The sequence below is a fragment of the Microbispora sp. NPDC049125 genome (assembly GCF_040802045.1).
Classification (GTDB): domain Bacteria; phylum Actinomycetota; class Actinomycetes; order Streptosporangiales; family Streptosporangiaceae; genus Microbispora.
The window spans coordinates 1-13,295 of sequence record NZ_JBEZDW010000039.1 but is presented as its reverse complement, the minus strand read 5'-3'; the positions used below and the strand labels follow the sequence as shown (position 1 = coordinate 13,295).

11 protein-coding genes and 1 riboswitch are annotated in these 13,295 nt (G+C 71.0%); of the genes, 9 read left to right on the top strand and 2 right to left on the bottom strand.

Annotation, left to right across the window (positions count from 1 at the left end; all coding sequences use genetic code 11):
- Positions 1–56: 56 nt before the first annotated feature.
- From AB0B72_RS32755 to lysX, 4 genes are all read left to right on the top strand, one after another.
- On the top strand, positions 57–2,654 hold the full coding sequence (locus AB0B72_RS32755; RefSeq protein ID WP_367743181.1) for an L-aspartate oxidase: 2,598 nt from the start codon (positions 57–59) through the stop codon (positions 2,652–2,654).
- 7 nt (positions 2,655–2,661) lie between these two features.
- Positions 2,662–3,444, top strand: a complete 783-nt coding sequence (locus tag AB0B72_RS32750; RefSeq protein ID WP_367743180.1) for a type III pantothenate kinase — start codon at positions 2,662–2,664, stop codon at positions 3,442–3,444.
- Positions 3,445–3,505: 61 nt separating this feature from the next.
- Positions 3,506–5,182 carry a lysine--tRNA ligase gene (lysS, locus tag AB0B72_RS32745; protein WP_367743178.1) on the top strand — a complete coding sequence of 559 codons (1,677 nt, stop codon included), beginning with the start codon at positions 3,506–3,508 and terminating at the stop codon, positions 5,180–5,182.
- Positions 5,183–5,203: 21 nt separating this feature from the next.
- Positions 5,204–6,682: a bifunctional lysylphosphatidylglycerol synthetase/lysine--tRNA ligase LysX gene (gene lysX, locus AB0B72_RS32740; protein ID WP_367743177.1), complete on the top strand. Its 1,479-nt coding sequence runs from the start codon at positions 5,204–5,206 to the stop codon at positions 6,680–6,682.
- Between the two features lie 42 nt (positions 6,683–6,724).
- On the opposite strand, the gene AB0B72_RS32735 is transcribed toward lysX, so the two are convergent.
- Complete coding sequence (locus tag AB0B72_RS32735) at positions 6,725–7,675, bottom strand: NADP-dependent oxidoreductase (protein ID WP_367743176.1); 951 nt, start codon at positions 7,673–7,675, stop codon at positions 6,725–6,727.
- Between the two features lie 108 nt (positions 7,676–7,783).
- Between AB0B72_RS32735 and AB0B72_RS32730 the strand changes: the two genes are divergently transcribed.
- Both AB0B72_RS32730 and AB0B72_RS32725 read left to right on the top strand, forming a co-directional pair.
- Positions 7,784–8,185 carry a winged helix-turn-helix transcriptional regulator gene (locus tag AB0B72_RS32730; protein ID WP_367743175.1) on the top strand — a complete coding sequence of 134 codons (402 nt, stop codon included), beginning with the start codon at positions 7,784–7,786 and terminating at the stop codon, positions 8,183–8,185.
- Between the two features lie 108 nt (positions 8,186–8,293).
- Entirely contained in the window at positions 8,294–8,542 is a 249-nt protein-coding gene (locus AB0B72_RS32725; protein ID WP_367743174.1) for a LuxR C-terminal-related transcriptional regulator, read from the top strand.
- Positions 8,543–8,660: 118 nt separating this feature from the next.
- Here AB0B72_RS32725 and AB0B72_RS32720 read toward each other — a convergent pair whose 3' ends face one another.
- A complete protein-coding gene (locus AB0B72_RS32720; protein ID WP_367743173.1) occupies positions 8,661–9,701 on the bottom strand; it encodes an NlpC/P60 family protein in 1,041 nt (346 codons plus the stop codon).
- 79 nt (positions 9,702–9,780) lie between these two features.
- Positions 9,781–9,940: riboswitch (cyclic di-AMP (ydaO/yuaA leader) on the bottom strand.
- Between the two features lie 381 nt (positions 9,941–10,321).
- Between AB0B72_RS32720 and AB0B72_RS32715 the strand changes: the two genes are divergently transcribed.
- From AB0B72_RS32715 to AB0B72_RS32705, 3 genes are all read left to right on the top strand, one after another.
- The gene (locus AB0B72_RS32715) at positions 10,322–10,876 is read left to right on the top strand and encodes an amino-acid N-acetyltransferase (protein WP_367743263.1); all 555 of its coding nucleotides are present in this window, start codon (positions 10,322–10,324) and stop codon (positions 10,874–10,876) included.
- Positions 10,877–10,990: 114 nt separating this feature from the next.
- Entirely contained in the window at positions 10,991–12,340 is a 1,350-nt protein-coding gene (locus tag AB0B72_RS32710) for an RDD family protein (protein WP_367743172.1), read from the top strand.
- A 165-nt stretch (positions 12,341–12,505) separates the two neighbouring features.
- Positions 12,506–13,156, top strand: a complete 651-nt coding sequence (locus tag AB0B72_RS32705) for an RDD family protein (protein ID WP_367743171.1) — start codon at positions 12,506–12,508, stop codon at positions 13,154–13,156.
- Positions 13,157–13,295: the final 139 nt, after the last annotated feature.

The following is a 13,295-nucleotide window of genomic DNA, read 5'->3' as shown; positions in this document are numbered from 1 at the left end:
CATGGGGGCGTTATCGTCATATTGACGAAAGGGGTTCCCTCATGGTGGCGATTCCGATGAGACTCACCGCCCCCCCTCCGGGGTGGAGCGTGCGCGCGGACGCGGTGGTGGTCGGCTCCGGCATCGCCGGCCTGACCGTGGCCCTGCGCCATGTCGAGCTCGTGCCAGAGGCGCGGGTGCTGGTCGTCACCAAGGACGTGCTGTCCGCCGGGTCCACCCGCTGGGCCCAGGGCGGGATCGCCGCCGTCCTCGACCCCGAGGACACCCCGGACGAGCACCTGAGGGACACGCTGCTCGCGGGAGTCGGCCTCTGCGACGCCGAAGCCGTTCGCATCCTGGTGACCGAGGGCCCGGACGCGCTGAAGCGGCTCATCGGCCACGGCGCGGAGTTCGACCGCGGCACCGACGGGGAGCTGCAGCTCACCCGTGAGGGCGGTCACCGGCGCAACCGCATCGTCCACGCGGGCGGCGACGCCACCGGCGCCGAGGTCCAGCGCGCGCTCGTCGAGGCGGTGCTGGCCGAGCCGCGCATCGAGGTCATCGAGCACGCCCTCGTCCTCGACCTGCTGCTCGACGCCGGAGGCCACGCCTGCGGGGTCACGCTGCACGTGATGGGCGAAGGCGCGCGGGACGGCGTGGGCGCCGTCCACGCGGGAGCCGTGGTCCTCGCCAGCGGCGGCATGGGCCATGTCTACGCCGCGACCACCAACCCGGTCGTCTCCACCGGAGACGGCGTCGCCCTGGCGCTCAGGGCCGGCGCCGTGGTCAGGGACATCGAGTTCGTCCAGTTCCACCCGACCGTCCTGTGGCTGGGCGAGGGCTCGACCGGCCAGCAGCCCCTCGTCTCCGAGGCCGTACGGGGCGAGGGGGCGGTGCTCGTGGACGCGGCGGGCGACCGTTTCATGCGCGGCGTGCACGAGCTGGCCGACCTCGCGCCGCGCGACGTGGTCGCCAAGGCGATCATGCGGAAGATGCAGGAGACCGGGACGGACCATGTCTTCCTGGATGCCCGGCACTTCGGCGAGGACAGGTGGCGTGCGAGGTTCCCGACCATCTTCTCCGTCTGCCGTGAGCACGGCATCGACCCCGTCACCGAGCCGATCCCCGTCGCGCCCGCCGCCCACCACGCGAGCGGCGGCGTCCGCACCGACCTGTACGGCCGGACCAACGTGCCCGGCCTGTACGCCTGCGGAGAGGTCGCCTGCACCGGCGTGCACGGCGCCAACCGGCTGGCGTCCAACTCGCTGCTCGAAGGACTCGTCTTCGGCGAGCGCATCGCGTCCGACCTTGCGGGCCGGGATCTGACTCCCGGCGAGCCGGTGGAGCGCGGCGACCGCGCCGCCGGGCTGGTGGACCCCCGCACCCGCTCCCGCCTCCAGACCCACATGAGCCGGGGCGCCGGGGTGCTGCGCAGCGACCTCAGCCTGGCCGAGGTCGCCCGGGCTCTGTCGGCCGCCCGGTGGACGCCGGTCACGGTCGAGCCGTGCACCGAGTCCTGGGAGGCCACCAACCTGCTGACCGTGGCGTCGGCCCTGGTCGCGGCGGCGGCCGAGCGTGAGGAGACCCGCGGCTCCCACTGGCGTGAGGACCACCCCGAGCGCGACGACGACCATTGGCGGCTGCACATCGACATCGCTCTCAGCGCGGAAGGACTGGTCATGCGGCACGAGGCCCACGAGGCTCAAGGGGACGCCACCCCCGAGACGGCCGCCGCGCCGTCCGGCACGGCCCCTCTGCCCCTTTCGTCCGCCGCGGAGACGGACGAGAAGATCGGAGAACTGCCGGCGCCGCTGGCCGAGGAGCTCGCGGGGCTCGGCCTCGACCCTGCGGACCTCCTGCGGCTGGTGCGCACCACCCTCGACGAGGACCTCGCCGGGGGCCTGGACGTGACCTCGGCGGCGACGATTCCCGCGGGCCAGGTGGCCGTGGCCGACGTGGTCGCCCGCGCGGAGGGTGTGGTCGCCGGTCTGCCGGTCGCGGAGGCCGTCTTCCGCCAGGCCGGTCAGGAGATCGCGATCGACAGGCACGCCGGGGACGGCGACCGCGTACGCCCCGGCGACGTCCTGATGACGGTCCGGGGCTCCACCCGCGACCTGCTCACGCTGGAGCGGACGGCCCTCAACTTCCTCACCCACCTGTCCGGCGTGGCCACCGCCGCCCGCCGGTGGGCGGACGCCGTCGAGGGCACGGGGGCGCGGGTCCGCGACACCCGCAAGACGCTCCCCGGCCTGCGCGCCCTGGAGAAGTACGCGGTCCGCATGGGCGGCGGGGTCAACCACCGGATGGGGCTCCACGACGCCGCGCTGATCAAGGACAACCACGTCGTCGCCGCCGGAGGCGTCGCCGAGGCGTTCCGTGCCGTACGGGACGCCTTTCCCGGGCTGCCCATCGAGGTCGAGGTGGACCGCATCGACCAGATCGAGCCGGTGCTCGCCGAGGGGGCGGAGGAGATCCTGCTCGACAACTTCACCGTGGAACAGCTCGCCGAGGCCGTACGGCTGGTCGCGGGCCGGGCCCGGCTGGAGTCCAGCGGCGGGCTCACCTTGGAGACGGCGCGTGCGGTGGCGGAGACCGGTGTCGACTATCTGGCGGTGGGCGCACTGACGCACTCGGTCGCGGCGCTCGACATAGCTCTAGATCTTCGTGGTGCATAATCGGGGGATGCTGCTCGCCATCGACGTCAGCAACACCCACACGGTGCTTGGCCTGTTCGAAGGCGAAGAGGTCATCGAGCACTGGCGGATCGCCACCGACTCCCGGCGCACCGCGGACGAGATCGCGGTCGTGCTCCAAGGGCTGCTCGGGCAGTCGCCGATCCTCAAGGACGCCGACATCAGCGGCATCGCCATCTGCTCCACGGTCCCCTCGGTGCTCAACGAGATGCGGGAGATGTCCCGGCGCTACTACGGAGACGTCACCGCCGTGGTGGTCGAGCCGGGCGTGCGCACCGGCGTGCCGGTCCGGATGGACAATCCCAAGGAGGTCGGCAGCGACCGCATCGTCAACGCCCTCGCCGCCGCCACCTTGTACGGCGGGCCGTGCGTGATCGTGGACTTCGGCACGGCGACCTCGTTCGACGCGGTGTCGGCGCGCGGGGAGTACGTGGGCGCGGTGACCGCCCCCGGGCTGGAGATCTCGGTCGACGCCCTGGCCAACGCCGGGGCGCAGCTGCACAAGGTCGAGCTGATCCGCCCCCGGTCGGTGATCGCCAAGAACACCGTGGAGGCGCTGCAGTCCGGCATCATCTACGGCTTCGCCGGCCTGGTCGACGGCATCGTCGACCGGATGACGGCCGAGCTGGCCGCCGACCCCGACGACGTCACCGTGGTGGCGACCGGGCCGGGCGCGCCGCTGGTGGTCAGCGAGGCGCGCACCATCGACGTCCACGAGCCGTGGCTCACGCTGATCGGGCTGCGGCTCGTCTACACCCGCAACACGGCCTGAAGCACTCTTCCGAGTACGGGACCATAGAAGACAGGATCCCGTTCAGAGAGGACTGCCGTATATGGACGCCGACTGGGTGGCGCGTTTCGCCGATGAGGTCATCGCTGAGGCCGAACGGCGGGCGCCGGGCAAACCCATCGTGTGCGCGTCCGGCCTGAGCCCCTCGGGCCCGATCCACCTCGGCAACCTCCGGGAGGTCATGACCCCGCACCTTGTCGCGGACGAGATCAGGCGGCGCGGCCACGATTGCGTGCACATCCTCTCCTGGGACGACTTCGACCGGTTCCGCAAGGTCCCCGCGGGGATCGACCCGTCGTGGGCCGAGCACATCGGCAAGCCGCTGACCTCGGTCCCCGCCCCGCCCGGCAGCGCGTACCCGAACTGGGCCGAGCACTTCAAGGCGCCGATGGTCGCCGCCCTCGCCGAGCTGGGCGTCGAGTTCCGGGGGATCGGCCAGACCGAGATGTACACCTCGGGGACGTACCGCGACCAGGTGCTGCTCGCCATGCGCGAGCGGAAGACGATCGACGCGATCCTCGACCAGTACCGGACCAAGGCCAAGGCCAAGGTCGTGGACGCCGAGGAGGCCGCCGCGCTCGAAGGCTCCGGGGCGGCGGGCGAGGACGACGGCTCCGGCGCCGGGGGCTACTACCCCTACAAGCCCTACTGTTCGGCCTGCGACCGCGACGTGACCACGGTGACGTCGTACGACGACGTGACGACCGCCCTGGCCTACACCTGCGCGTGCGGCCACGCCGAGACGGTGCTCCTGTCCGAGCACACCCGGGGCAAGCTGGTGTGGAAGGTCGACTGGCCGATGCGCTGGGCCTTCGAGGGCGTGGTGTTCGAGCCCTCCGGAGTCGACCACAGCTCGCCCGGGTCGTCCTTCGTCGTCGGCGGCCAGATCGTCAGGGACGTCTTCGGCGGCGCCCAGCCGATCGGGCCGATGTACGCGTTCGTCGGCATCAGCGGCATGGCCAAGATGAGCAGCTCCAAGGGCGGCGTGCCGACCCCGGCGGACGCTCTTTCGATCATGGAGCCCGCGCTGCTGCGCTGGCTGTACGCGCGGCGGCGGCCCAACCAGTCGTTCAAGGTCTCCTTCGACCAGGAGATCCAGCGCATGTACGACGAGTGGGACACGCTGTCCAGGAAGATCGCGGACGGCTCCGCCCTCCCGGCCGACCAGGCGGCCCACCGGAGGGCGACGACCACCGCGTCGGCGACCCTGCCGGAGACGCCCAGGCGGCTGCCGTACCGGACCCTCGCCTCGGTGGTGGACATCACCACCGGGCACGAGGAGCAGACGCTGCGGATCCTGCGCGAGTTCGACCACGAGATCGCCGACCTCGGCGAGCTGCGGCCCCGGCTCGACCGGGCCCAGCACTGGGTGACCACCTACGTCCCCGCCGAGGAGCGCACCCAGGTCCGCGAGGAGCCGGACGCCGAGCTGCTCGGCGGCCTCGGCGACACCGAGCGGGAGTCGCTGCGGCTGCTGTCCGCCGGGCTCGACGAGCACTGGTCGCTGGACGGCCTGACCACGCTCCTGTACGGCGTGCCGAAGGTCCAGGCCGGGCTCGACATGGCGGCCAAGGCGGCGACGCCCGAGCTGAAGGCCGCCCAGCGGGCGTTCTTCGTCCTTCTCTACCGGCTGCTGGTCGGCCGTGAGACCGGGCCGCGGCTGCCCACGCTGCTGCTCGCCGTCGGCCGTGATCGAGTGCGTACGCTGCTCGGCGGGTGACGGGCCCTACGCTGTGTGAGTGTGAGCGAGCTTCCTGAGCAGATGCGGGTGCGGCGGGAGAAGCTGGACCGGCTGCGCGCGGAGGGCGTCGACCCCTACCCGGTGACGTTCCCGCGTACGGCTACCGCCGCCGAGCTGCGGGACGCCTACCGGGATCTGGAGCCGGACACCTCGACGGGCGACCGCGTCGGGGTGGCCGGCCGGGTCATGCTCTCCCGCGTCGGCGGCAAGCTGTGCTTCGCGAGGATCCGGGACGGCTCGGGCGACGTCCAGATCATGCTGTCGCTCGACCGGCTGGGCGAGGAGTCGCTGGCGGCGTGGAAGCGCGACGTCGACCTCGGCGACCACGTCGGGATCGAGGGCGAGGTCGTCACCTCCCGCCGCGGAGAGCTGTCGGTCATGGCCGAGCGGTGGCGGATCACCTCCAAGTGCCTGCGGCCGCTGCCCGACAAGCACGCCGGGCTCACCGACCCGGAGGCGCGCGTACGGCTGCGCTACGTCGACCTGATCGTCAACGACGAGGCCAGGAAGATGGCCCGCCTGCGCAGCGCCACCGTGCGGGCCGTCCGCGACTTCTGGCACGCCGAGGGCTACCTGGAGGTCGAGACGCCGATGCTCCAGCCCGTCCACGGCGGCGCGGCGGCCCGGCCGTTCAGGACCCACATCAACGCCTACGACATGGAGCTCTACCTCCGCATCGCCATCGAGCTGTACCTCAAGCGGCTCGTCGTCGGGGGCATCGAGAAGGTCTTCGAGATCAACCGCAACTTCCGCAACGAGGGCGCGGACGCCACCCACAATCCCGAGTTCACCATGCTCGAGGCGTACGGCACCTATCTCGACTACAACGACATGGCCGTCCTCACGCAGCGCATGTACCAGCAGGCCGTGGTGGCCGCGCTCGGCACGACGGTGGTCGTCCACGACGGCGGGGAGGTCGACCTTGGCCTGCCCGAGTGGCCGAGGATCACGTTGTACGGCGCGGTCTCCCGGGCCGTGGGGGAGGAGATCATCCCCGAGACCCCGCTCCACCAGGTCAGGAAATATGCGGACAAGGCGGGGGTGCGCTGGGAGCCCGCGTGGGGCCAGGGCAAGCTCGTCCAGGAGATGTTCGAGGAGCTGGTCGAGCGCACGCTCGTGCAGCCGACGTTCGTCATGGACTACCCGCTGGAGACCTCGCCCCTCACCCGGCAGCACAGGGACAACCCGCTGCTCACCGAGAAGTGGGACCTCATCGGCTTCGGCACCGAGCTCGGCACGGCCTACTCCGAGCTGGTCGATCCCGTCGAGCAGCGCCGCCGCCTCACCGAGCAGTCGCTCCTGGCCGCCGGCGGCGACCCGGAGGCCATGCGGCTCGACGAGGACTTCCTGCAGGCCCTGGAGTACGCCATGCCCCCCACCGGCGGCGTCGGGATCGGCGTCGACCGCATGATCATGGCCTTCACCGGCAGGAGCATCCGGGAGACCATCCTGTTCCCGCTGGTGCGGCCCACCGGGTGACCCGCCTACGGCACTCGCTGGGCCGGAGCCGTACGGACGGTCTCAGGGCACGAGCACCAGACGGCCGCGCAGGCCGCCACGGCCCATCCGCGCGTATGCCTCGGCCGCCTCGTCCAGCTTGTAGACGTCCGCGACCCGCATCGTGAGACGGCCCGACTCGGCGAGCCCGGACACGGCCGCGAGCTGCGCGCCGTCGGCCCTGATGAAGACCGTGGAGACGCGGACGCCGCGCAGCGGGAGCGGGGCCTGCCCGGCGCCGACCGCGACGAACGAGCCACCCCCGCGTACGGCGTCCAGCGCGGGCAGCCCGACGAGCGCCGCGTCGACCACGCCGTCCACGCCGCCGGGGACGGCCGCTCGCACGGCGGTGCTCAGATCCGTGCCCCGGGGGATGAACCACTCCGCGCCGAAGCCGCGCACCAGGGCCTCGTCCTCCCGTCCCGCGAGAGCCGCGACCCGGATGCCCCGGGCCGCGGCGATCTCCACCAGGTAGCCGCCGAGCGCCCCCGCGGCGCCCGTCACCAGCAGGCTCTCGCCCTCGCGCAGCCCGGCCAGGTCAAGCGCCTGGATCGCCGTCAGCGTGTTGAGCGGCAGCGTCGCGGCCCGCACCGCCGGCACCCCCGCAGGCGCCGGCGCGACGGCGGTCGCGTCGAGGACCACGTAGTCCGCCTGCGCCTTCACCGGCTGCGGCAACCGGTCGGACAGGCCGATCACAGCGTCCCCGAGGCCAGGCGCCGCCACGCGGTCTCCGGAATCCGGCGCCGCCGGCGCGGGGCCCACCCGGTCGACGACGCCCGCGACGTCCCAGCCGAGCCCGTACGACTCCATGGGCTGGACAAGACCGTAGCCGGGCAGGCCGCCGGACGCCGTGAACAGGTCGATCGGCTGGACGGCGGCCGCCAGCACCTTGATCCGCACCTGGCCCGGCCCCGGCTCGGGATCGGGCGTCTCGACGAGCTCCACCGTGCCGGAACGTCCCACGAGCGCGCGCATGTCTCCTCCGCAAGCCCTCATCCGATCGTTGACGGCAGGAGCTTATGGAGAGTTACTCTCCACCAGGAAGAAGGCACCTGGGAGTGCGTAACGAAGGCGAGGGAAAGCATGACGACCCGTACGGCGGCGCAGCGGCGTGAGGAGGCTCGCCTGGCATACAACGCGTACATCGCGGCCTGCCCCTCGCGAAAGCTGCTCGACACGCTGAGCGACAAGTGGGTGAGCCTGGTGCTCTCCGCCCTCGCCGACGGCCCCCGCCGCTACAGCGAGCTGGCCAGGATCGTGGCGGGCGTGAGCCAGAAGATGCTCACCCAGACGCTGCGGGCCATGGAGCGCGACGGTCTCGTCGCCCGCGCGGTGACCCCTTCCGTGCCGGTCCGGGTCGACTACCGGCTCACCCCGCTGGGTGAGGATCTCATGCCTCTCATGAGGGCGATCAAGACCTGGGCGGAGGTTCACATGGAGGCCGTCGAGGCGGCCCGGGAGGCCTACGACCGCGCCGGGAGCTGAGGGACGGAGGCGTGGTGGGGATCTCCCTACCTTGACGACCTTCACAACCGGCGTTTACCGTCCTGGCAGGGTGGGCCGACCAATCATCGTCATGGGGGAGGGCAGACGATGGGTGTTTCCGAGGTCGCGGCCCGAGGTGAGGATCTCGCCTCGGACCTTGACCGCGCCTGTCTCACCGACGAGGACCTGTTGCTCCTCGCCGAGCTCGCCAAGGGCGTGACCGCCGACCGCGTGGGCCGCAGCCTCGACGTGAGCGGGCGCACCGTGCGGCGGCGGCTGCGCGGCATCTGCGACCGGATCGGCGTGGAGACCGCCATCGAGGCCGTCGCGTGGGCGGCTCGCCGCCGGCTCATCTAGGCCGGGCCCGGCTCAGCCAGGCCGGCCCGGCACACCTGTGCCGGGCCGGTTCATCTGTGTCGGTTGAGCCAGGCCGGCCCGGTTCGTCTGGGCCGGCGGAGCATGCCGCGCGGCGGGCTCAGTCGGCGATCCGCACGCCTCCCGCGAAGGGCCGGTTGCCGATCTTCGCGACGCGGACGACGTCCCCGGTCTGCGGCGCGTGGACCATGTAGCCGCCGCCGATGTAGATGCCCACGTGGTGCAGGTTGGAGTAGAAGAACACCAGGTCGCCCGGCCGGAGCTGGTCGCGGGGGATGTGCGTCCCCGCGGTCCACTGGTCGCCCGTGTAGTGCGGGAGGCTGATCCCCACCTGCTGGTAGGCCGCCATCACCAGGCCGGAGCAGTCGAACGACCCGGGGCCGGCCGCGCCCCACACGTACGGCTTCATCTGCTGGCTGAGCGCCCACCGCGCCGCCTCGGCGGCCTTGCCCTGCCCGACGATCGGGAACGACACCCGGGTGGCGCTGCCGCCGCTGATGGTGCCGGCGACTTTGCTGTAGAGATTGCTCTCGGCCTTCTTGACCAGCTTGGTGATCTTGTCGCGGCGGTCGTTGAGGCTGGCGAGGAGCTTCTTGACCTCACCCTGGCGGGCGGTCGCGCTCGCCTTGGCCCGCTCGGCGGCGTCCCGGGCCTTGGAGACCTCGGCGAGCTGCTGTCCCTGCTGCATCTCCAGGGCGTACGTCGTCGAGGCCTGGTCCAGGTACTGCTCGGGGTCGGTCGTGCCGACCAGCGCCAGGGCCGATCCCAGGCCACCGGTCATGTAGGAGTCCTGCGCGAGGAGGCTGGCCCGCTGGCGGCGGATCTCCAGCTCGGCCGCGCTCTTGTCGAGAGTCTTCTTGGCCAGCGCGGCCGACCGCTCGGCCGCGCTGAGGCGGACGCGCTCACCGTTGTACTGCTCGCTGAGGGTCTCGATCTCGGTGTGCAGCCGCTCGACCTCGGCCGCGAGCTGCTTGAGGCTCGGCTTGGGGTCGGCGGTCGCGGCGACCACGGGGGCGCCGAAGCTGATGGCGGTGAGCGCGACGCCGACGAATAACAGCCGGCGGATGGTTCCGGACCCGGACCTGGGGGCTCCGGACCGCCGGTCCCGGGCGTGCCTGCCCGTGGACCGTCCTCCACGCATGCGCAACCAAGCTCCTCTCCAACGTCGTGCCGTACACCACCGGCCGCCGTCTGTGGCGACGCGGGCCACTCGGCGTCCGTACGGCACTCCTGGTGCCTACCGGGTTAGCTGACGGGTTCGGGCCGGAGTAGCCCTACCATTTCGGATTCACCCCTTGGTGATCACAATTCTGATCCCACCGCTGGGTCCCCGGCTCCCCTACGCGCCGGAGCGCGGCGGGGACTCGGCATCCGGCCCGCGCGAAGCGCTCGCGATGACCGGCATCGTCGCTGGACATTAGTGCACCTCGAGTTCGTGCTCAACCAGAACTCCCAACTCCGTCTAGGTTCCACAACCGGGTGATCACGGCACGGTTACGGTGGTTCAGGCGATACACCCCCTTTAACCTGCGTTTAAGCTCCTTTGGGGATTTTTCGACGGGGGTCTTCGCAGGTCCAGGACGGGGCAAAACTCGCCTGCCCGCTTCGTAGTACAGGCCGAGCCGCTCCGTGTCGTCGCGGCTACCGGTGGTTACACCACGACGTTGGGGATGGTGTTTCGGCATGGCCGATAACCCCGCTCCGGGGGCGTACCCCAGGCGCCGCACGTCCTGGCGTGCGGCGCGGCTAGGCTGGCGGACCATGGAGCAGGTCGCCGAGCACACGCCCGCGGACGCCGGCCCCCCGGCCGTGGTCGTACGCCGGGCGAGGACGCCGGACGTCCGGGCGATCCGCCGCCTCGTCGACACCTATTCGGGTGTCGGGCCCCGCCTGCTGGAGAAGAGCACGGTCACGCTGTACGAGGACGTCCAGGAGTTCTGGGTCGCGCAGCTCGGCGAGCAGGTGGTCGGCTGCGGTGCGCTCCACGTGCTGTGGGAGGACCTCGCCGAGATCCGCACCGTCGCCGTCGACCCGTCCGCGCGCGGCAGGGGGATCGGGCACCGGATCGTCGCCGCGCTCATCGACGCCGCCCGCGACTTGGGCGTGACCAAGGTGTTCTGCCTGACCTTCGAGGTCGAGTTCTTCGGCAGGCACGGCTTCGTGCCCATCCAGGGGACGCCGGTGGCTCCCGAGGTGTATGCCGAACTACTGGCCTCCTACGACGAGGGCGTCGCCGAATTCCTTGAATTGGAGCACGTCAAGCCCAACACGTTGGGCAACGAACGGATGCTCCTTCACCTTGACCAGCGATCTTGATCGTGGTGGCGACGCGCCGTAAAGGTGACTGTCGATCCACCTTGTCGCTACTTTTACCATTATCGGCATGCGCCACGCCATGCGGCGCGTGCATCTTCGAAACGAGGTGACACGGTGAGCACCGGACAGCCGCCGTACCCGCAGGATGATTCGGACGGCGCGTCACCGCCGCCGTCGGAACGCGGATACGACCACGACCAGCCTCCCCAGAACTACGATCCCGACGTCACGGTGGTCGGCTACCGCACTCCCACCCAAAACACGGGCACCCAGAACACCGGGCCCCAGCAGGCGCCGTACGGGCAGCAGCCCGCCTACGGCGGCTACGGCCAGGAGCAGCAGTACGGCCAGCAGGCCCAGGGCTACGGTCAGGACCAGCAGTACGGCCAGCAGGCCCAGGGCTACGGCCAGCAGCCTCCGCAGCAGGGCTACGGCCAGCAGCCCGGGTACGGCCAGCAGGCTCAGCAAGGCCAGCCGGAGTACGGCCAGCAGGAGTACGGACAGCCCGGCTACGGCCAGCAGCCCGGGTACGGCCAGCAGGGTCAGCAGCCGGGCTACGGCCAGGCGCAGCCGGAGTACGGGCAGCAGGGCTACGGCCAGCAGCCCGGCTACGGGCAGCAGCAGGGATACGGCCAGCAGCCTCCGCAGCAGGGCTACGGGCAGCAGGGATACGGCCAGCAGCCCGGGTACGGCCAGCAGGCTCAGCAAGGCCAGCCGGACTACGGCCAGCAGCAGGGATACGGGCAGCAGGGGCAGCCGGACTACGGACAGCCCGGCTACGGCCAGCAGGGTTACGGCCAGCAGGCCGGCTACGGGCAGCAGCAGGGATACGGTCAGCAGGCGTACGGCCAGCCGGGCCAGCAGGCGTACGGCCAGCCGGGCTACGGCCAGCAGTCGTACGGCCAGCCGGGGTATGCCCAGCCGTACGGCGCTCAGGGCCCCATCCCGCCCGGGGCTCCCGCCCCGCTCGCCGAGTGGTGGCAGCGCCTGGTGGCCAGGATCATCGACGGCGTGATCGTGGGCATCCCGTTCTTCGTCATCTCGCTGGTCATCACCGCGGCCATCGTGACGCAGCCGAACTTCGACATGCAGACCGGCACCATCACCCAAGGCGGCGGTCTGTTCCTGGCGACCCTGCTGATCGCTATCGTCAGCGGCGTCGTGGCGGTCGCGTACGAGTTCCTGATGCTGAAGGCGCGGGGACAGACGGTCGGGAAGATGGTCATGGGGATCAAGGTCGTCCCCGTGGGCGGCGCCCTCGACGCGTCCGGCCTTCCTGCGCAGACCGCGGTCATGCGCGCCGGCGTGCTCTACGGCCCGCAGCTGCTGCGGTGGATTCCCATCGTGGGGGCGCTGGTGGGCCTCTTCGCGCTGCTGAACGTGCTGTGGCTGCTGTGGGACAAGCCGCTGCGGCAGGCGCTGCACGACAAGGTGGCCAAGACGATCGTGGTCAAGGTCAAGTAGTGACATAAAGCGGAGCCGATGGAACGGACCATCGGCTCCGTTTTTTGTGCCTTCGCTACAACACGCCGTGTCTGTGATGCGACGGGAGGAAAAACCGTAACGAGGGCCTCCCGCCGTGCGATCCTTGACCAACGCATCAACGTACGCAGTCCCGAGAGGTGACCAATGACCGCGGAACCGCCCCCCGGCCAGAATCCTTATGGCTCGGCTCCGCCGCCCCCGCCCGGCGCATATCCGCCCCCCGGCGCTTATGGCTCCCCACAGGGGGGTTATGGCGGCCCGGCGGGCTCTTATGGGGTCCCCCAGGGGGCGCCGCTTCCCCCCGGCGCGCCGGCCCCGCTGGCCGAATGGTGGGAGCGTTTGGTCGCTCGAATCATCGACGGCCTCATCTTCGGGGTCCTGTACATGATTCTGTCCTCCATCCTTTATTCGATCTTCAAGCCCTCCCTGGCTGATCTTCTGCAGAACCCGACCGGCAACGTCTTTTTGCCGGGGTTCCTCGCCGCCCTGATCGCGTTCGGTGCATATGCGGCCTACGACTACGTGCTGCACAGCAAGGACGGCCAGACGATCGGCAAGAAGGTGATGAAGATCCGGCTGGCCGGGCTGGGGGGCGCACCCCTCGATCCGTCCGCCGTGCTCAAGCGCTCGGCGCTCTACCCGGGCCTCATGGTGCTCTACGGGATTCCCCTGATCGGGACGCTCGTGGCCATCTTCGCCTTCGTGACCGGCCTGTTCATCCTCATCGACAAGCCGCTCCAGCAGGGGCTTCACGACAAGTTCGCCGGCACCGTGGTGGTGAAGGCCCCGCGCTAGTCGCGGGCTCGGCCTCCCGCCCGGGGGCGCGAACAAGTGGGGCGGGGGGCGGGGGGGGGCGCCCCCCCCAGGGGGTGGGGTTGGGTTTATAACGGCCACGGGGAAGGCGCGGGGGGGGGAGGCCAAAAAAGAGAGGGGC